Genomic DNA, 18,171 nt, shown 5'->3' with positions numbered 1-18,171 from the left:
CACCGCCTTCGCGAGCAAGCCCGCTCCCACACAAGCCCGCTCCCACATTTTGATCTGCGCTTTAGTGCATCTTGCTGTGATCCATGGTTTCCGTTGCATTCAACGCACGGGCTTGGGCCTTCACTTCGATCGACTGCTTTTCACCCTTGGCATTTTCCACGGTGACGGTCAGCGGCACCTGGTCGCCTTCCTTGATCTGGGCGGTGAGGTCGATCAGCATCACGTGATAGCCATCCGGGTCGAGCTTGACGGCCTTGCCGGCGGGCAATGGCACCGAGTCCACCGGGCCCATGCGCATCACGTCGTCCTTCATGGTCATCTCATGGATCTGCACGGTCTTGGCGACCGGCGAAGCCACGCTGAGCAGTTTGCTGTCGCTGTCGGCGGTGACGGTCATGAACGCACCGCTGGACGGTTGGCCCGGTACCGAGGCGCGTACCCAGGCGTCGGTGACCACTGCCTGTGCACTGGCGTGGGCGGCGAGGCCCAGCAGGGAGAGACCGAGGGCGAAGCGCTTTAGGTGTTGAACGGCAGTCATTAGCAGACCTCCATGACGGTGAGCAGGTCTTCTGCGCACTCTTTGGCGTTAAGCGAGGCAGACAAGCCCAGGCGCAGGGTGCCCCGGGTGTCGAACACAAAGCTGGTGGCGGTGTGGGAGAGGGTGTAGCTGTCGCCGGCGGGGATCTTTTCATAAAAGATCCCGAATTCCTTGGCGGCCACGGCGATTTCTTCCGGGGTGCCGTACAGCGCCTGGAAGCTGGGGTCGAAGGCCTTGACGTAGGCGTCGAGTATCTTGGGCGTGTCGCGTTCCGGATCCAGGGTGATAAACACCACCTGCATGATCTTGCCGTCGCGGCCCATCAGTTTTTTCGCCTGGGCCATGCGCGCCAGGGTGGTCGGGCACACGGCCGGGCACTGGGTGAAGCCGAAGAACACCACTGGCATCAAGCCACGGAAGGAACTCAAGGTGACGGTCTCGCCGTCAGTGTTCTTGAGCTTGAAGGTGCGGCCCATGATCTTGTCGCTCAGATCCTTGCCGTACTTGAAGTTCAGTTTCGGGCTGTTGTCACAGCCGGCCAGCAGGCCCAGGCCCAGCAATCCCATGCCGGAGAGGACTTTGCGGCGGGTGAATAACGTACTCATCAACTGTGCATCCTGTGAAGCGCCTGGGTACCACGAAGCGTTAAATCAGGCGAGGAGAGCGTGGCATTCTAACAACCCGGGCCTCTGGGCGTAATCTGCGACGTTCTGTCACAGGCCCTGCCGAGCAAGACCAAATGTGGGAGCTGTCGAGCTTGAGCGAGGCTGCGAAGGGATCGGCTTGGTATTCCTGCAAGACCGTGGCGCCTGCATCGCAGCCTCGCTAAAGCTCGACAGCTCCTACAGGGGGAATGGTAAAGTCGCCGCCATGAAACTCTCCCGCCCGGACCGTTCACTCATTGCCTGGACCCTGTATTTTTGCGTCCTGTTCAATGTGTTCGTCTGCGGTTTGGGCCATGGGCAGATGATGGGGCTTGAGCTCAATGGCCTGGGCGGTCAGTTCTGTTCAAGCCTGGGCACCAAGGCGCCGGCCTCGGATGCCGGCCTGGGTAATCCGACGGCCAGCAGCTGGTCGAACTTCTTCGCCTGCCCGGTGTGCTCCGCCGTGACCCTGGGCATCGTCTTCCTGTTTTGCCTGGCCTGGCTGTTGGGCCTGGGGCAAAAGCCGCGCCCGGCCCATGAGCGGCGCAACAAGGCCCCTCCACGGTATTCCTGGCCCTCGGCCAACCCTCGCGCTTCCCCTGCATTCTGACGTGTGCCCCGGGCTTCCTGATACCAGGAGGCGTTCTATCGTCACGAGTGTGAGTGCGTTCCATGAGCTCTATCCTGCCTTCCGGCGCTGCCCGCCTGGTCAACAAGGCGTCGCGCCGTCCGTCCCGCAGCGACGTGCTGCTACCGTCTGTCGAATACCCGAGTAACGCCCGCTGTTTCGTCCACCTGGATGCACGGTTGCTGCCGTACTGGCACACCTTGTTCGACATCTGCCCCGGTTTGCTCAAGCTCGACCCGCCGGAGGGCTTGAACCTGTTTCGCAGCTTCATGACCTGGGCTTACCGCAACCGTCCCTCCCTGGACTGGACCTACCATGTAAACGTGTGCCGTTGGCTGCTCGGTTCGGTGTATCGCACGCAGATCGATGAAGAGCCCATCGAAGCGTTCATGACGGCGGCGGCAGCCCGTTGGGTCAGCGATGACACCAGCCAGGCCCGGGGCCTGGTCCTGGCCTGGCAAGGTTCATCCCTGCAAGTGGTGGACTGGAAGCAGGGCAGCGGCGTACCGCTGCAGAACTTGCCGCCGCTGCCCGGAGATTTCGCCTGGTGCGCGCTGGATAGCCAGGGAAGGTTCAGCGGGTGGTTGCCGGTGCCTTGAGGTTCCGCTCGATCCACCGGGCAACAACGGTTACCGGATCTAAAAGTTTGCCTTGTGTAAGTTAAAGCGCTCACCGTATTATCCAAGTGTATTCTTGGTTATATGCCAAGAGCCTGATTTGCCCTACAGCAGACAAGGAGGTTTGGATGAGCGTCGAGCTATGGTTGCCGGGAGTTACCGCAGGGCTGTTCCTTATCACTCAGGCCCTGGGTTTGAGTGTCTGGCTGACCCTCGCCGTGGTCAACAACTTGCAGGCATTTCGCAGCTCGGTCGGTGCGGTGGGCGCGACCATGGCCATGGCGCCACTGCACCAGGCTCCGGCCATCGACATACCCCTGTTAAGGCGCGCTGTGCGTTCCCACCACCTGCATCAATTGGCACTGCTGATTGTGTTGGCGCTGCAGGTGATCGCGGCAGTGGCGGCATGGACCGGCAGCTACCAGTTGGTCCTCGGTGATGGCCTCCCGGCCGCGCGGCCATGGCTCAATCTCGCCCTCAGCGGCTTCTCGGCTTTCGTTTTCGCGATGCTGCTGGGTGGCTTGTGGTTTGGCTACTGGATTCGCCAGGAGGGCTTGCAACTGACGCACTTGGTGCTGGCGATCTGGGCGCTGTTGGCGTTCGCTCTGTTCAACCTGCAATGGGCCTGACTTCGGCCTGAGGCTGCGATGGACTGCGCAGCAATGGTGAGTCCTGAACCGTTGGTGTATCCGGGACACTGCGGCGCTGGAATTACGGTTGCTGCGCAGCCCATCGCAGCCTCTTTCTTACGGGTGGCGGGGCTGGATGCTGTAGGCGCAGCGTCGATCCCCAGAGATCAAATGCTCGCAGCGTTCCACCACATTCTCATCGCCCAGCGCAGCCTGGAAAATCTGCAACTCCGAGCGGCAGAAACCCTGGCATTTACGGGCGGCCACGCAGATCGGGCAGTGGTTTTCCACCAGTAGCCAGCCTTCGTCCAGCGGCTCCATCTGCGCCATGTACCCGGCGCGCTCACGAATCTGCACCAGGATCGCGACTTTCTCCTGCAAGCTCGATGCGGCGGAGCAGGCCTGGATGTATTCGTGCTTGGCGGTCGCCTCCATGCTGGCGATGACTTTTTCCACGCCTTCACTGCCAAAAATCCCTTCGATGGACTCGATCAGGTGCAAGGTCAGCACGCTATGGGAATCCGGGAATTTACTCTGGGCGGTCTCGGTCAGGGTCCACTTCAAGGATGGCCGGCCGGCACCCGAGATGGGGGCTGATACGCCGACGATCAACTCCGCGACCTGCAACTTCTGGATTTGCTGGCGGGCGGCTTCGGAGGTGATGTCCAGCAGCGCAGCCAGGTCCGTGGTTTTCAGTGGGCCACGGGTCTTGAGCAGGAACAGGATGCGGTCCCCGGTGGATGCCTGGCTGTCGTCGGTGGGTGTGGCGTTCATAGATCGGGAATAACCATGGAAGTGACCGGCTCATTTGACCACAGCACGCATGTTGAGGCACCCCTTGATGCGCCTGAAGGTACGGTTCCAGTTGATTTGTATCGAAAGCATTCTGCTGGCCCATCACGCATTTTTCCCTCGCTACTATCGGCCGCCTGCCCAACCCACGAGGGAAAAGGAATGAGTGAGACCCCCGATAGCCTGAACACAACACCCGAGGGATACAGCGACTGGCTATCCGATCTCAAGAGTCGAATCCACTGCGCCCAGCAACGCGCCACCCTGGCGGTAAACCGCGAGCTGGTGTTGCTGTATTGGCAAATCGGCCAGGATATTCTGACCCGGCAAGCGCGGCAGGGCTGGGGGACCAAGGTGATTGAGCGGCTGGCGCAGGATTTGCGTTCAGCATTTCCGGAGATGAAGGGTTTTTCGCCGCGTAACCTGAAGTACATGCGTGCATTTGCGGAGGCGTGGCCGGACGTGGAATTTGTGCAAGGGGTGCTTGCACAATTGCCTTGGTATCACCAACTGGCGTTGCTGGACAAGTTGCCCGGCCCAGAAACCCGTCGCTGGTACGCCGCTCAGGCCATCGAGCACAACTGGTCGCGCAACATCCTGGTGATGCAAATCGAGGGTCGCCTGCTGGAGCGCAGCGGCAATGCGGTCAGCAACTTCGAGGGGCTGCTACCCAAGGCGCAATCCGACCTGGCTCGCGAATCGCTTAAGGATCCTTACCGTTTCGACTTCCTCGGCCTGACCCTTGACGCGCAGGAACGTGAAATCGAAAACGCCCTGGTCAAACATGTCACCGATTTTCTGCTGGAGCTGGGCGCCGGTTTTGCCTTCGTGGGACGGCAGGTGTTGCTGGACGTGGGAGGCGAGGAGTTTTTCGTCGACCTGCTGTTTTATCACCTCAAGCTGAGGTGCTACGTGGTCATCGAACTCAAGGCCGGCAAATTCAAACCCGACCATCTGGGGCAGCTGGGCTTTTACCTCGCGGCGGTAGATGCCCAGCTCAAGCACCCACAGGACAGCCCCACCATCGGCCTGCTGCTGTGCAAGAGCAAGAACGAAGTAGTGGCCGAATACGCCCTGCGTGACAGTTCGCGCCCCATTGGTGTTGCCGAGTATCAACTGGTGGAATCACTGCCTGCAGAGCTGCAAACCAGCTTGCCGAGCATCGAACAGATTGAGCGTGAGCTGGCAACTGATCGGCCCTCCATGGCAAGTGTTTCGTAGTACTGTGCCGGCAGGCTGGACATTGGCAATCGCGTCGGCACAATAAGCGCCTTGAAAGGAACTCACCTTAGGAAAGCCATGGCCCGCCGTATTCATTCTGCCTATCCAATGTTGTTGCTCACTGGCGTGCTGATGGGCGCGGGGATGCCTGCCAGTGGCGCGTCCTTTGATTGTAAAAAGGCCTCCACCACGGTGGAAAAGGCTATTTGCGCCAGCCCTGAATTAAGCGAACTCGACACTACGCTGGGCCTGTACTACAGCCAGGCAATGGCCAAACTGGCACCCGACCAGCGCGACGAATTGCGCCGTGGCCAGCGCACGTGGTTGCAGACTCGCAACGCATGTGCCGGTACCCCCGAACAATTGCCCGGCTGCCTGCAATCCCAACTGAGCCAGAGAGTGGTCGAGGTGGGAACCATCACCCACAAAGACACCGCAGCCCTTGACGCAATCATTGCCAGTATTCCGTACCATCCGGCCCAGGCAGTTGAAGGGCTTCGGCGCTACCCGATGAACGATCTGGCCGCCGCCTGGCTGGTCTACCTGCAGCGTTTTGAACCTGACAGTGGCGTGACGGAGAATGAGGCCGAGGAGAATCGCAAGCAGGTTCTCATAGCACTCAAGGAAGACAGTTTTCCCTGGTCGATCTGGCAGGACCTGCAGAATGATCCTGCTGTCAGCCGTGACCGGGTGATGTTGACCTTGCTGCGCATGATGATCGAGCGCCAACAGTATGAGATGTACGCCGACCAACGCCCGTATGTGCACTGTTTCGTTTTCAGCCGGCAGGGTGAGGTCGCGTATGAGTCGTTCGGGTCGTTGTACGGCTCCACCCGCGACAGCTTTGCGCCGATTTGTGCCCCTCAGGGTGATCTGTTTGCACAGCCGGCCTGGAAGCGGCTGGACGATTCGTTTACCGAGCCTTTGTCCACTGCATCGCAGAACGAAGGCACCATCCGCTTTGCCAGCTACGCCGACTGGAACACGCTTTCCCTCAAGGCCACCGCGTCGCCTCGGCTGTTTCTCCAGCCAGGCGCCGCAGGCAAGACCCAGGATCCCGAATTAACGCTGCGCAACTGGGGCGCTGATAAACAATGGCCCGCCAAGCAACGCCAGCAGGCGCTGGCGGCCATTGAACCGGCGCGCCAAGTCACGAGCGAATGGTTGCAGCGCGAGCGGGGCTTCTCTGCTGTTGAAGCCCGGCAAGCGTCCCGGGAAATCGTTCGGCAGTGGTTGAACTTGCGCCTGGACTTTATCGGTGGCCCAAGCGAGCTCTAATTTCTCAACTTCCCGATGCAGGAACGGTTTTCTTGCCGCTCTTGTTGGCGGGATGCTGGGTCGAGGTGCCTTTGTGGCGGATGCTCTTCACGCTTTTTGACGGCGCGGGTGCTTTGGTTTCAGCGCCCTTGTTGCCGCTGCTATCGGCCCCTGAAGGGCTGCTGGGATAGGTGCCGGGTGGCAGCGCCGAACCGGGTGGGCTGTTGCCGCTCAAGGCGGGTGCCTCGGGGGCGGTGTTGTCGCCGAAGGCTGCGTAGGCGGGGGCATACAGAACGAGCGTCAAGCTGGCGGCGAGTACGATCCTTTGGGAAATGCTGGTCTTCATGACTCAATCCCTCTTGGCGATTGGGACCGAAGCCCGGACCACATCCGGGCTTCGGCGACGCCTCAATCAAGACTTCTTGGAGCCTGGGGCGTGGCCATGAGCCCCGCCTTTTTTGCCCGCTTCAGAAGCCTTTGCGCGGTCATTGGCGACATTGCCGCCTGAACCCTGGCCGCCGCTTTTACGCGTGGTTTCTTGCTGATCCTTGTGACCAGCGCCTGAGGTGGTTTTTCCACTGTTAGCCATTTTCAAAACCCTCAATGATGAGCGAATCAATGGTGTTGCCTAATTGGGAATCCGCCAGCCAAATCAAAGTTTGAAAAAGTTTCCAGCCATGCGACGAATGGACATCACGCCGCCATTGGCTTGGCCCCGGGCGCCTTCTTGTGCGCGGCTTTCATCGCTTCCATCTCTGCTCCAAGCTCTTCGAGCAATGCCTTGCCCAGCAGCTTCCTGGCCTGCGGGAACATCTCGCTTTCTTCTTCCTCGATGTGGTGTTCCAACAGTTCCTTGACCACTTTGACTCGCCCGGAAAACTCGGTCGTGGAGGGTGAGGTCTGCTTCAGGTCTGGCAGTACGAGGGAGTCGACGGTGCGGTGTTCTTCCTTGGCTTCGTGGTACATGATTTCCTGATCCTTGCCCCCAGCCTTGCGAAAAGCCGGATAGAGGATTTCTTCCTCAAGGCGGGTGTGAAGGCTGATTTCCATTTCCAGTTTCGCCAGTAGCTCGGTGCGCTTTTTGACGCCGCGTTCAGTAGACTCACTCAGCTGGTTCAGGATGGCTTTGACGCGTTCGTGGTCGGCCTTGAGAAGATCAATGGCATTCATGGGTGACACCTCACGGGTAGCGAAAGGGCGGGTCGAATTGCCCGCCTGTCCAGACCTCTACAGCATGAGTTGTACCAAGTTGAACGGAATATTTATTGGCTTATAAATCAATAGTTTATATCGAATAAATATCGACGCTGGTCGTGCAGGTTGCACGGTCCAGTGGCGGCTGGCATGCATTAAACCATGCCTAGCCGCCGCTGACTTTCCAGTGCTTGATGTCGTCGGCAAACACGATCTGCTCGACCTCATGGGCAATCCCGTAGGCCAGTGACTCGTGGGCGGCGATGACTTTTTCCTCGGCCGAGAGGCACTTGAAAATATCCAGGTGGGTTTCGGCGCTGGCGGTTTCCAGTTCGTAGATTTTCACGTAGCGCGCCAGGTCGTTGTCCAGGCTCGACAGGTATTCCCGCAGGCGCTGGTGGTCTACCGAGTTCTGGTTGAAGTACCAGTTCATCGGATGGATCAGGAAGCGCGAGTGTGGCGTGGTGATCCGGCGGTTTGCCGCCAGGAACATGATGATGCCCATGGACTCGATATTGCCCGCATTGATCGCACACAGCGGCACCGGCAGGGACTTGAGGAAGGTGTAGAGGGTAAAACCGAAATTGGTGCTGCCGCCGGTGGTCGACAGGTTCAACAGCAACGAACTGGCGCCTTGATCGATGGCGTCCAGGCAGCAATCACGAAAGCGCTCGGTGGTGCCCTGATCGATCTGGCAGTGAAAGTGGATGATGTGCTCGGTCATCCCGGGCCTCCGAGGGGTAAAAGGTAGTGTCCATTTGAGTCTAGAAGGTTACGGCCCGTGTGCCGCAACCGTTGGGCGAGAGCCATCCGTTGCAATTTTAATGAACCCTCGGGCGCGTTGCTTGACCTAACGCATACGACCTCAGGAGGATGAATCATGCAAATCGAATATGTCTGGATTGGCTTGGCGGTGATTCTGGTGCTGCTGGAACTGTGGGCGATCAACAGCGTTCTGCGCAGTGGCAGTGGCTGGGAGACCAAGGGGTTATGGCTGGTGGTACTGATCTTCATGCCGCTGTTGGGGCTGATCCTCTGGGCGCTGTTTGGACCCAAGGGTGTGAACCGGGCGACACATGCCACTGAGCATGGCAAAGGCTAAGACAGAATCAAAAAAAAACAGGCGCCCGAGGGCGCCTGTTTGCATTGGCGGGCGTCAGGCCGCCAGTGTCTTGGCAATGGCCTCGTTGAACGCCGGCAAATCGTCGGGCGTGCGCGAGGTTATCAGAGTCCAGCCATTGGCCGGGCATTCCTTCACCTGCGTATCCACCCAGTTTGCTGCGCCGGCATTGACCAGGTCAGTGCGCACGCTTTTGTAGGAGGTGAGGGTCTTGCCGCCGATCACGCCGGCATCAATCAGGGCCCAAGGGCCATGGCAGATGGCGGCTACGGTTTTCCCGGCCTTGACGAAGTCATTGATCAGCCGCAGTGCATCGGCGTCCTGGCGCAGGGTGTCGGCATTGACGGTGCCCCCGGGGATGACCAGTGCATCGAAATCACTGCCGTGCAGGTCCGAGAGCTTGGCGTCGGACTCTACCGTCCTGTCTTTCTCGGTGTCCTTGAGAAAGGTCTGGGTGCTGCCACCTTTGCTGGAGCCGTGGGTCACCGTGGCGCCGAAACCACGCAGGGCTTCCAGCGGCTTGAGCAACTCGTCGCGCTCGATACCGGTGTTGGAGGTGATGATCAGAATCTTCTTGCCGTGCAGTTGCGAACTCATGGTCGAGTGTCTCCTGAGTGGGTCAATGATTAATTGGCGTGCTGGGACTGCAACTCCTTGGCCATCTTCAGATGGGTTTCGAGAGTCGGCAGGGTCTTCTCGGCAAAAGCCTTCAGTTCGGCGTTATCCGAGGAGGCGGCTTCTTTTTTGAACAGGGCCACGGTGTCTTCGTGGGCCTTTACCTGATTGTCGGCGTAAGCCTTGTCAAAGGACTCTTCACGGATTTCCAGGATCATTTTCTTGGCCTTGTCGGTGAGGCTGGCATCGTCGGGCACCTTGATGTCGAGCTTCGTCGCCAGGGCCGTCAGCTCCTGGTTGGCCTTGGTGTGGTCGGTGATCATGTGCTGGGCAAACGCCTTGATATCAGCGGCACCGCTCTTTTCCAGCGCCAGTTTGCCGGCTTCTACTTCGGTGATGCCGCCCTGGGCTGCGGCGTCAACGAAGTCATTGGAAGTGGCGGCCATGGCCACACCCATCGAGCCTGCGGCCAGCGCGAAGGTCAGTCCCATTTGTTTCATCAGCAAGTGCTTCATGATGCTTCTCCTGAAGAGTGGCGCGATGCCGTTACCTGACTGTTGAGCGGGTGCCTGAGCAAAAGGTTTAAATTAATTTGCGCTTATTTCTCCGGGCCGCAGCCCACGCAATTTCCTTGAACTATCAAAAAATCATGGGCTCTGCTGCATAACGGCTCCGCGCTGGAGCCTGATCTTTTAACAGCAGGAGAATCACCATGGGCACTGAAAAAACCACTGACAAAACCCCCAATGCAATCAGCTCCGAACAGGCGCAGAAAGGTCGCCAGCTTGACGAGAAGGACAGTTCCTTGCAGCGCCCAAACCCCAAGACTGAAACCGTTGATAAGGTGATCACGCCGACGTCCATCAAGGACACACAACGGCAAACCGACCAGATCAACGAGCAAGCCGCCAAGGCCGAGCGCAAGCTGGGTCAGTGAAGAACGGAGGCAGTCATGGGGCGATCCATCAGCGCCGGGGAACTGGGTATTGAGCTCAAGCCCGGTGATGACAACGCACTGTTCAAGTGGTTTGTCGCCAGCTTCCTGATGGGCAAGCGCATTCAGGCGCAGATCGCGGCGCAGGCCTATCAGGTGATTGTGGTGAAGCATGGCCGGGACACCCCGCGCAAACTGCAACACTGCACCTCTCGCGAACTGGTGGCCATGCTCGGTGAGGCGCATTACGTGCGTTACGACGAAAGCACCGCGCAACGCCTGCTCGACCTCAGCAGCAAGTTGAATGCGGAGTACGCGGGCAGGATCAGCCATATCCACGATGCCAGTGCCGACCGTGGGGAGTTTGAAAAACGCTTGAATGCGTTCGAGGGCGTCGGGCCGAAGACGGTGGAGATTTTCATGAGGGATGCGGCGTCGGTGTTGTTTTGATGCCGATTTTTCTCGGTTGTGCCGGTTGGAGCCTGCCTCGTGAGCAATGGCCAAGATTTCCCCGGCAGGGCACTCATCTGCAACGTTATGCCTCGTGCTTGAATGCGGTTGAAATCAACAGCTCCTTCTACCGCCCCCATCGCCCGCAGACCTACGCACGATGGGCGCAGTCAGTGCCGTCGGGCTTTGGTTTTTCGGTCAAGGTGCCACGGCACATCACCCATGAATTACGTCTGCGTGACTGCGATACGGCATTGGATGAGTTCCTTGCACAGTGCCTGCAATTGGGCGACCGCCTGGGCTGCCTGCTGGTGCAATTGCCGCCTTCTTTAAGCTACGACCCGATCATTGCCGGCGGCTTTTTCACAGCCTTGCGTCAACGCTTCCCTGGGCCTGTGGTGCTTGAGCCGCGGCACGCCAGCTGGGTGCAGGCCGACGGGCTTTTGCAGGATTACCAGATAGGACGGGTCGCCGCCGACCCGCCGGTGATCGCTGATGGGGATGCACCGAAAGGCTGGCAAGGTGTGCGTTATTGGCGCCTGCATGGTTCGCCGCGTATCTATCACAGCGCTTACGAAACCGAGCGTTTGTGCGCGCTGGCCGAGGTATTGAGAGCCTCCCTGGAGGACGGCATTCCGACCTGGTGTATTTTCGATAATACGGCCAGCGGTCATGCGCTGGTCGATGCGCTTGCCCTTCAAGCGATGCTTGCCCCTCAGGCATCCACTTGCATCACCTCCAGCCCCAGGCATTCATAAGCCTCGACGCTGCCCGGCGGCACGTGCCACTCGGTAATCAGGGTATGAATGCGGCTGCACGGTGCCACTACGAATGGCTCCACGGCGCCCAGTTTGTCGGCCAGGGTGACGGCCACCACGTGGGAGGCGCTGTCGAGCATAGCCTGTTTTACCGCCACTTCCTCGAAGTGCAACGAGCTGATGCCGACCTGTGGATGCAGTGCGCACACACCCGTGAACAGCAGGTCGGCCTTGATGCCCTGGATCAGCCGCAATGCTTCATGCCCGCTGGCGGCCATGGTCACCGGGTTGAGTTGGCCACCGGCAAGGATCACCGTCACATTGGGATGTTCGGACAACGCGATGGCAATCATCGGTGAGTGCGTGACGGCGGTCAGCTTGATGGAATGCGGTAGTGACTGGGCGATTTGCAGGGTGGTGGTACCGGAGTCGAACAGCACGATCTGGCCGTCCTCCACGCGATCGGCGGCGAGTTGCGCCAGGTGGCGTTTGGTCGCGGTGGTTTCGCCAAACCGGGTGAAGAAATCCTTGCCGGTGTCCTTGGGCCGTGGCAGCGCACCTCCATGCACGCGCTGCAGCAGACCGGCGGAGGCGAGTTCGCCAAGGTCGCGGCGAATGGTGTCCTGGGAAACGGCGAAATGCTCCACCAACTCCGAGGCAGTGACTTTACCGTCGCGCTCCAGCAGCAACAGGATTTTCTGTTTGCGCAGGGAGGGCAGGTCGATGGCAGCATGGGTGTTATGCATGTTTTTGCTCGTTGATGCGTGTTTATGCGAGATTAATCAGCATTAGGCGCAAACGCAATGGGTTGGGGTGTCGGTGATGCCCTGCCGAGTGAGCTGAGCACCATGGAAAAACCACACCCGGTCCGGTACCAAACCCCATGGTTTCGATTCGCGAGGTGATGCAGGAGATTTTGCTGCCGCCAAGCTTTCCAACAGGGCATTACTGAGCAAAAAAATCGTAAAAAAGTAAAAAGAGTTGTCCACGAAAACCGTGGGTATCTCTGTGGATAACTTCGCTTGAGCCCGGCGGGTATGGCGATTTAACCTGCGGTTAATATTTGATCAGTCACTGTTTATGGCCAGCATGGGCAGGCTTTGCGCCTTGACAGGCACCGGCGAAACCGGTGCCGAAATGCAGATTTACGAGTCGTTTGGGCGCCCGGTGGAGGGCCCGGCAACCTGAGTGGCGCGCTTCGATTGCATCAGGCTGTCTAACGCCTGGCGATAACTGCTGCCGGCCAGTCGCATGCTGTCGTTATGAGTGGCACCGGGTACCAGCAACAGGTGTTTCGGCTGTTGGGCGGCGTCAAACAGTTGCTGGCTGAAGCGCGGTGGCACGAAGGCATCGGCGAGCCCGTGAACCACCAGCAGCGGCATGTGGATATCAGCGATCTTGTCAATGGAATCGAACTTCTGCGACAGCAGCCAGCGCACCGGCAATGACGTATTGGCTACCGCCGTGGCCACATCTGCCAGGGAAGTAAAGGTGGACTCGATGACCAGTCCGCGCACTGGCGGCGGCACCTGATTGTTCGCTGCCTGCTTGCCCAGTTCCACCGCGAGGTCGATGGCCACCGCGCCACCCAGGGAGTGCCCGTAGATGAGGCGCTTGGCGGGGTCGGGTTGCAGCACCTGGAAGCGTTCCCAGGCAATGCGCGCGTCTTCGTACACGCTGGTTTCCGACGGCAGGTCGCCTCGACTCTGGCCGAAGCCGCGGTAGTCGATGGCCAGTACGGAAAAGCCCAGGGCCCGCAGCTGTTCGATGCGAAACAGTTGGCCAGTGAGGTTCCAGCGCACGCCGTGCAGGTAGAGAATTGCCGGCGCGTCCTTCTGTGCCGCTGGCCACCACCAGCCATGAATATTCTGTCCTGCCTTGAAACTCGCGGGTTTCAGGTCGAATTCCTGCACATCACGCGGCAACCCGCTGTACCAGCTGGCAGTGCCCGGCTCCACGCGAAACAGCAACTCGCGTTCCTTGTGTTGCAGCACGGCGCAACCCACGGGCAGGCCGATGATCAGGGCGGCCATGCACAGCAGGGGAAACCAGCGCAGGCCGAGACGGGACAGAAAACGTGAAGACATGAAGGTTCCAGGACACAGGCGAAGCACGGGTTTTAACAGATGCCCTGGCCGCGCAGGAAATATTCAGACGGTCGTCACCGGACATTGCTTGCAAAGTATTACATCGCCTCGTCCAGCAGAGAAAAGAAGTGCCCGGCCAAGGGGGAAGAATGGCTGGTGTTCCAGTTGAGGTAGAGCCCGATGCTGGAGGGCGCGGCGGCGAGGGGCACAAACGCCACCTTGTCACGGGGCATCGAACGGGCAATGGACTGCGGCACCAGCGCCACACCAAATCCGCACGCCACCAGGCCAATCAGGGTGGGTAATTGATCGGCTTCCTGGACCACCCTTGGAGAGAAGCCCGCGGCCTCGCATAAAGCGATCAACTGGTGGTGATAGCCACTGCCCAATGCCTGGGGCGTGAACACAAAATCGGCGCCGGCAAAGTCCTTCAGCTCGATAGCGGCGTCATCCGCATTCGGATGGTCTGCGGGCAGCGCCAGCAGGATCGGTTCATCCAGCAGCAGCCGGGATTCGATGTTATCTGCCTGGCCTGGCAGGTAGCGCAAAAAAGCGATATCGGTATCACCACTCAACAAGGCCTTGGCCTGGTTGGCAGAGGGCATTTCCTTGATCACCAACTGAACCCTGGGGAACGCCAGGCGAAACTGCCTGAGGGTATCCAGCAACCACGGATAGCCGGTGATCGACACCGAGGTGATGGTGAGCGTGCCGGCGGTTCCCTGGGACACCTGCCGGGCTTGCTCAATGCCTTGCTGCAATTGCCCGAGGACGGTGTAGGCCGTCTGAAGAAACGCCGCCCCGGCTGGCAGCAGCTTCACGCCACGACGGTCACGCTGCAGCAGGGCAAACCCCAACTTTGCCTCCAGGCGATTGATCGCCTGGCTCAACGCTGGCTGCGCCATATGCAGGCGCTCCGCGGCCTGGTGAAAGTGCAGCGCTTCGGCAACGGCAACGAACTGGCGCAACAGGCGGGTTTCGATCATCTGGGCTGTTCCTTCAGGTAGATGGCGGTGTGGGGCTTGATACGACGCAGGTATCAATATCGCTGTTTTTCAGTATTAAACAGGACGGCCACGGGTTGTTAGGGTGGAGTGCCTATCAGGAGAACGCGACGATGGACTTTACAGGTAAAACCGCAATCGTGACCGGTGCCGCCCGTGGCTTGGGGTTCAGCTATGCGCGCGAGTTGGCGCGACTCGGCGCGCAGGTGGTAATCAGTGATATCGGTGCCGACACCCTCGGCGATGGGGCTGATCCCCAGGTGGTACAGGCGGCCGCGCTGGCGCTGCAGGGTGAAGGCCTGCGGGTGGTTGGCCACGCGGGTGACCTGTCCGGCGAAGCGGGGTGTCGAGCGCTGATCGAGTGCGCCATCACGCATTTCGGGCAGCTCGATATCCTGATCCACAATGCTGGCTGGGTCGGCTATCAGCCCATCGAGGCCGCCGACGAGGCTTTCATCCGGCGGGCCATGGACGTCAATGTCTATGCACCGATCTGGCTGTGCAAACACGCGTGGCAGCACCTCACGCGATCTGCCGCACCCCGCATTGTGCTGACCACCTCCGACCGTGCGATGTATACGCGCTACGTCCAGCCGGGCCTGGCGGCCTACAGCGCGGGGAAGATGGCGCAACTGGGGATCATGAATGCCTTGAGCGGGGAAGGGGCGGAGGCCGGGATCCTGGTCAATGCCATCTCACCCGTGGCCAAGACCCGCATGTGGGGCGTGACCGGCGAACCGAACAACCTCAAGCCGGAATGGGTCACGCCTGGGGTGATCTTCCTGGCTTCGGCAGCGTGCCAGGACAGCGGCTATATCCTGCGTGCCAGCAACGGTCAGTTCACCGCCACGCGGTTCGCTGAAAATCCGGGGGTCGAGTATCCGGTTGACCTGGCGCGGGTCAACGCCTCGGACGCTGCGCATGTCGCCGCGTCATGGCAAGCCATCAAGGACTGTTGACGGTCACGCCAGGTAAAGCGTCAGGCCCTGAGCTTCATAGGGTTGCAGCAGGGCACGCGGCGTACTGGCCAATGCGACGATCGCGCTGACGTGTGTCAGCTCCACCACCTGGTAGGGCGACGCGGTGTTGAGCTTTTCCGAGGTGGCCAGCACGATGGTTTCTGCGGCCGCGTGACACAACGCGCGCTTGACCACTGCCTCTTCATAATCGCCGGTAGACAGGCCGGCATTCGGGTGCACGCTGCACACCCCCATGAAATACAGGTCGGCATTGACCCGGCCGATGGCCTCCAGCGTGGCCGCCCCCACCCCCACCAGTGAGTGGCGAAACAGCCGCCCGCCGAGCATGATCACTTCAATCTGCGGATGATCCACCAGGGCCATGGCAATCGACGGGCTGTGGGTGACCACGGTGGCATTCAGGTCCGCCGGCAAGTGATGGGCCAGTTGCAGGCACGTGGTACCGCCATCGATAAACACCACCTGGCCGGGCTGCACCAGTTGCGCAGCCGTCCGGCCAATGGCGATTTTTTCCTCGGGTACCAAGTGTTCCCGAACCGAAAAATCAGCCATCGCGGGGGATGCTGGCAAGGCGCCGCCGTGCACCCGCAGCAGCAAACCTTCCTTGGCCATTTCCCGCAGGTCACGCCGAATCGTGTCCTCGGAAACCTCCAGTGCCTGGCTCAACTCCTTGGCAATCAGCCGGCCGTCGCGGCGCAGCGTATCCAGCAGGTGTTGTTTACGTTGTTGGGTCAGCATCGGAAGCTTCCTGCACGTTTTTTCTTGACTGTGCACGATTTTGCACGAAATGCTGAATAACACAAGACAAAAAGGTCCTGCCATGGAAAACAGTCCCGTCCGCATCCACGCCGAAGAACTGCTCTCGGATAATTGGTATGTGCTGAAAAAGTACACCTTTGACCTGCGCCGCCGCGACGGCAGTTGGCAGTCCCAGACCCGCGAGATCTATGACCGGGGCAATGGCGCGACGATCCTGCTGTACAACCGCGAGCGGCGCACGGTGTTGCTGATTCGCCAGTTCCGCATGCCTACCTACGTTAACGGCTACCACGGTTACCTGATCGAGTCTGCCGCCGGCCTGCTGGACAACGCCAGCCCCGAGGAACGCATTCGCCTGGAGGCGGAAGAAGAGACGGGCTACCGTGTGGGCCATGTAGAAAAGATCTATTCGGCCTTCATGAGCCCGGGCTCGGTGACCGAGCGCATTCACTTTTTCATCGGCGAATATCAGCCTGGCGACCGAGTCAGTGATGGCGGTGGGCTGGAGGATGAAGGTGAGGATATTGAAGTGCTGGAGTTGGGATTCGAGGAGGCCCTGGGTATGGTGGACAGTGCCGAGATCGTCGACGGCAAGACCATCATGTTGTTGCAGTACCTTGAATTGCGGATGTTGAAAGAGGGCTGGTGATGTCGCGTCGGTTATCGCTTGCGCTGGCGGTGTTGCTGGCGGGATGCAGTGGTGTGAGTGCTGCGCAAACGCCCGTCGGTGATGGTGGTGTTCCCGCGTTCTATACCTGGGCGGACAAGGTGCCCGCGTCACCCGGGCGGATGCTGCGCAGCGAGCCGTTGACCGGCCAGCAAAGCCTGGTCGAGGCGGGGCAGAATATTCGCATCCTGTACACGTCCACCGACGGTCTCGATACCCATAAACGGATTGTCGTTTCCGGTGCGCTGTTCCTGCCCAAGGGCACACCGCCACCGGGTGGCTGGCCGCTGATGGCGTGGGCCCACGGCACGGTGGGGAGTGCCGATATCTGCGCGCCGTCGTTCGCCGGTCGCAGCCCTCGGGATACGCGCTATCTCAATTATTGGCTGGCTCAGGGCTACGCGATTGTCGCTACCGATTACCAGGGGCTTGGGACGCCTGGCCTGCATCCGTATGGGCTGACCAGTCCGCTGGCCTATGGGGTGCTCGACAGCATTCGCGCGGTAGGGGCGGGTGGTTTCGAACTCTCCAAACGTGTGGTGGTGTTTGGGCAGTCACAGGGTGGCCGTGCTGCGTTTGCCACGGCGGTCTATGCGAAAGACTATGCGCCCGAGTTGGATATCGTGGGGGTGGTGGCGACCGGTACGCCTTACGCGGCCACCCATAAAACGGGAGACAGTGCCGAGTTGGAAAAGGCCCGCAGTTCGGTGGTGCCGACCTTTGCCTATAACTTGCTGCGGCTGAGTACTGTCACGTTGTTTGATCCTGGGTTTGTGGCTGCGGATTACTTGAGCGAGCGTGCAGTGCCTGCGTTTGAGAGCAGCCGGCGGGATTGTTTGCATGCCATTGAGCAGCGGGTGATGGCTGATGGGCTCAGCTTCAATGACAGTTTCAAGCGGTCGCCGAAAGAGGCGCTCGACAAGGTTTATCGTGAGTCGGCGTATCCGACGTTGAAGACGGATATTCCGGTTTTTGTCGGTACGGGGGGGCGGGATCAGGATGTGTTTGTGCCGGGGCAAAAGGCGCTGGTCAGGGATGCGTGCAAGGTCGGGGACCGGATTGAATGGCATTTTTATCCTGAGCTGGATCACTCCGCTACGGTCAATGGTTCGCTCGTGGACTCGACGCCGTTTGTGCGTAAGGCGTTTGCGGGGGAGGTGATTGGTGGGAATTGTGGGGGGTAGCTTTTTTGGGGGGGATATCCGTTATTTGGGTAACGGCGGCTTATGGTTTCGCTCTTACAGCGAGTCACTTTGCAAAAGCGGCAAAGTAACCAA

At 59.8% G+C, this 18,171-nt stretch carries 24 protein-coding genes; 12 read left to right on the top strand and 12 right to left on the bottom strand.

Annotated features, from left to right (window positions below; all coding sequences use genetic code 11):
• Nucleotides 1-61: 61 nt before the first annotated feature.
• Complete coding sequence (locus ACW9I6_RS20930; RefSeq protein WP_003207356.1) at nt 62-538, bottom strand: copper chaperone PCu(A)C; 477 nt, start codon at nt 536-538, stop codon at nt 62-64.
• Nucleotides 538-1,143 (bottom strand): SCO family protein, encoded by a 606-nt coding sequence (locus ACW9I6_RS20925; protein ID WP_003207358.1) that lies wholly within the window; start codon nt 1,141-1,143, stop codon nt 538-540. Before ACW9I6_RS20925 ends, ACW9I6_RS20930 begins: the two co-directional genes overlap by 1 nt.
• Nucleotides 1,144-1,408: 265 nt before the next feature.
• Between ACW9I6_RS20925 and ACW9I6_RS20920 the strand changes: the two genes are divergently transcribed.
• From ACW9I6_RS20920 to ACW9I6_RS20910, 3 genes are all read left to right on the top strand, one after another.
• Entirely contained in the window at nt 1,409-1,792 is a 384-nt protein-coding gene (locus ACW9I6_RS20920) for a DUF2946 domain-containing protein (RefSeq protein WP_003207359.1), read from the top strand.
• Between the two features lie 62 nt (nt 1,793-1,854).
• A complete protein-coding gene (locus ACW9I6_RS20915) occupies nt 1,855-2,409 on the top strand; it encodes a putative natural product biosynthesis protein (protein WP_457339767.1) in 555 nt (184 codons plus the stop codon).
• 146 nt (nt 2,410-2,555) lie between these two features.
• Nucleotides 2,556-3,056 carry a DUF2165 family protein gene (locus ACW9I6_RS20910; protein WP_457339766.1) on the top strand — a complete coding sequence of 167 codons (501 nt, stop codon included), beginning with the start codon at nt 2,556-2,558 and terminating at the stop codon, nt 3,054-3,056.
• Nucleotides 3,057-3,173: 117 nt separating this feature from the next.
• Here ACW9I6_RS20910 and ACW9I6_RS20905 read toward each other — a convergent pair whose 3' ends face one another.
• Nucleotides 3,174-3,830 (bottom strand): helix-turn-helix transcriptional regulator, encoded by a 657-nt coding sequence (locus tag ACW9I6_RS20905; protein WP_457339765.1) that lies wholly within the window; start codon nt 3,828-3,830, stop codon nt 3,174-3,176.
• Between the two features lie 180 nt (nt 3,831-4,010).
• On the opposite strand from ACW9I6_RS20905, the gene ACW9I6_RS20900 reads away from it, so the two are divergent.
• Both ACW9I6_RS20900 and ACW9I6_RS20895 read left to right on the top strand, forming a co-directional pair.
• Entirely contained in the window at nt 4,011-5,069 is a 1,059-nt protein-coding gene (locus ACW9I6_RS20900) for a PDDEXK nuclease domain-containing protein (RefSeq protein WP_457339764.1), read from the top strand.
• 78 nt (nt 5,070-5,147) lie between these two features.
• Nucleotides 5,148-6,347 carry a lysozyme inhibitor LprI family protein gene (locus tag ACW9I6_RS20895; protein WP_457339763.1) on the top strand — a complete coding sequence of 400 codons (1,200 nt, stop codon included), beginning with the start codon at nt 5,148-5,150 and terminating at the stop codon, nt 6,345-6,347.
• 4 nt (nt 6,348-6,351) lie between these two features.
• Here the strand turns inward: ACW9I6_RS20895 and ACW9I6_RS20890 are convergent, their stop codons facing one another.
• From ACW9I6_RS20890 to ACW9I6_RS20880, 3 genes are all read right to left on the bottom strand, one after another.
• Nucleotides 6,352-6,672 (bottom strand): hypothetical protein, encoded by a 321-nt coding sequence (locus ACW9I6_RS20890; RefSeq protein WP_102606266.1) that lies wholly within the window; start codon nt 6,670-6,672, stop codon nt 6,352-6,354.
• Between the two features lie 347 nt (nt 6,673-7,019).
• The gene (locus ACW9I6_RS20885) at nt 7,020-7,496 is read right to left on the bottom strand and encodes a hemerythrin domain-containing protein (RefSeq protein ID WP_008435010.1); all 477 of its coding nucleotides are present in this window, start codon (nt 7,494-7,496) and stop codon (nt 7,020-7,022) included.
• 190 nt (nt 7,497-7,686) lie between these two features.
• Nucleotides 7,687-8,244, bottom strand: a complete 558-nt coding sequence (locus ACW9I6_RS20880; RefSeq protein WP_008435011.1) for an ATP-dependent Clp protease proteolytic subunit — start codon at nt 8,242-8,244, stop codon at nt 7,687-7,689.
• A 156-nt stretch (nt 8,245-8,400) separates the two neighbouring features.
• On the opposite strand from ACW9I6_RS20880, the gene ACW9I6_RS20875 reads away from it, so the two are divergent.
• The gene (locus ACW9I6_RS20875; protein ID WP_003207401.1) at nt 8,401-8,622 is read left to right on the top strand and encodes a PLD nuclease N-terminal domain-containing protein; all 222 of its coding nucleotides are present in this window, start codon (nt 8,401-8,403) and stop codon (nt 8,620-8,622) included.
• Between the two features lie 54 nt (nt 8,623-8,676).
• Here the strand turns inward: ACW9I6_RS20875 and ACW9I6_RS20870 are convergent, their stop codons facing one another.
• Both ACW9I6_RS20870 and ACW9I6_RS20865 read right to left on the bottom strand, forming a co-directional pair.
• Nucleotides 8,677-9,237 carry a type 1 glutamine amidotransferase domain-containing protein gene (locus ACW9I6_RS20870; RefSeq protein ID WP_003207402.1) on the bottom strand — a complete coding sequence of 187 codons (561 nt, stop codon included), beginning with the start codon at nt 9,235-9,237 and terminating at the stop codon, nt 8,677-8,679.
• A 29-nt stretch (nt 9,238-9,266) separates the two neighbouring features.
• Nucleotides 9,267-9,770, bottom strand: a complete 504-nt coding sequence (locus ACW9I6_RS20865) for a DUF4142 domain-containing protein (protein ID WP_003207404.1) — start codon at nt 9,768-9,770, stop codon at nt 9,267-9,269.
• A 197-nt stretch (nt 9,771-9,967) separates the two neighbouring features.
• Between ACW9I6_RS20865 and ACW9I6_RS20860 the strand changes: the two genes are divergently transcribed.
• The 3 genes from ACW9I6_RS20860 to ACW9I6_RS20850 are packed head-to-tail and all read left to right on the top strand — an operon-like array spanning nt 9,968 to nt 11,397.
• Nucleotides 9,968-10,192, top strand: coding sequence for a hypothetical protein (locus ACW9I6_RS20860; protein WP_177019971.1), 225 nt, complete (start codon nt 9,968-9,970; stop codon nt 10,190-10,192).
• A gap of 15 nt (nt 10,193-10,207) precedes the next feature.
• A complete protein-coding gene (locus tag ACW9I6_RS20855; RefSeq protein WP_003207407.1) occupies nt 10,208-10,639 on the top strand; it encodes a hypothetical protein in 432 nt (143 codons plus the stop codon).
• A complete protein-coding gene (locus ACW9I6_RS20850; protein ID WP_457339762.1) occupies nt 10,639-11,397 on the top strand; it encodes a DUF72 domain-containing protein in 759 nt (252 codons plus the stop codon). Before ACW9I6_RS20855 ends, ACW9I6_RS20850 begins: the two co-directional genes overlap by 1 nt.
• Here ACW9I6_RS20850 and ACW9I6_RS20845 read toward each other — a convergent pair.
• The 3 genes from ACW9I6_RS20845 to ACW9I6_RS20835 all read right to left on the bottom strand — a co-directional run bounded on the left by ACW9I6_RS20845 (nt 11,355) and on the right by ACW9I6_RS20835 (nt 14,470).
• Nucleotides 11,355-12,143: a DeoR/GlpR family DNA-binding transcription regulator gene (locus ACW9I6_RS20845; protein ID WP_003207411.1), complete on the bottom strand. Its 789-nt coding sequence runs from the start codon at nt 12,141-12,143 to the stop codon at nt 11,355-11,357. The genes ACW9I6_RS20850 and ACW9I6_RS20845 overlap by 43 nt on opposite strands.
• A gap of 399 nt (nt 12,144-12,542) precedes the next feature.
• The gene (locus ACW9I6_RS20840) at nt 12,543-13,484 is read right to left on the bottom strand and encodes an alpha/beta hydrolase (RefSeq protein WP_003207412.1); all 942 of its coding nucleotides are present in this window, start codon (nt 13,482-13,484) and stop codon (nt 12,543-12,545) included.
• Nucleotides 13,485-13,582: 98 nt separating this feature from the next.
• Entirely contained in the window at nt 13,583-14,470 is an 888-nt protein-coding gene (locus ACW9I6_RS20835) for a LysR family transcriptional regulator (RefSeq protein ID WP_457339761.1), read from the bottom strand.
• A 131-nt stretch (nt 14,471-14,601) separates the two neighbouring features.
• Here ACW9I6_RS20835 and ACW9I6_RS20830 point away from each other — a divergent pair, with 131 nt between their 5' ends.
• Complete coding sequence (locus tag ACW9I6_RS20830) at nt 14,602-15,447, top strand: SDR family NAD(P)-dependent oxidoreductase (RefSeq protein ID WP_457339760.1); 846 nt, start codon at nt 14,602-14,604, stop codon at nt 15,445-15,447.
• Nucleotides 15,448-15,450: 3 nt separating this feature from the next.
• Here ACW9I6_RS20830 and ACW9I6_RS20825 read toward each other — a convergent pair whose 3' ends face one another.
• On the bottom strand, nt 15,451-16,206 hold the full coding sequence (locus tag ACW9I6_RS20825; protein WP_134326399.1) for a DeoR/GlpR family DNA-binding transcription regulator: 756 nt from the start codon (nt 16,204-16,206) through the stop codon (nt 15,451-15,453).
• 82 nt (nt 16,207-16,288) lie between these two features.
• Here ACW9I6_RS20825 and nudK point away from each other — a divergent pair, with 82 nt between their 5' ends.
• Entirely contained in the window at nt 16,289-16,876 is a 588-nt protein-coding gene (gene nudK, locus ACW9I6_RS20820; protein WP_003207421.1) for a GDP-mannose pyrophosphatase NudK, read from the top strand.
• The gene (locus tag ACW9I6_RS20815; protein ID WP_457339759.1) at nt 16,876-18,078 is read left to right on the top strand and encodes a lipase family protein; all 1,203 of its coding nucleotides are present in this window, start codon (nt 16,876-16,878) and stop codon (nt 18,076-18,078) included. Before nudK ends, ACW9I6_RS20815 begins: the two co-directional genes overlap by 1 nt.
• Nucleotides 18,079-18,171 lie beyond the last annotated feature (93 nt).

This window comes from Pseudomonas sp. SDO5522_S412, from assembly GCF_054071215.1.
Note: the sequence above shows the minus strand (reverse complement) of the source record. Positions and strands in the feature narration are given on the sequence as shown.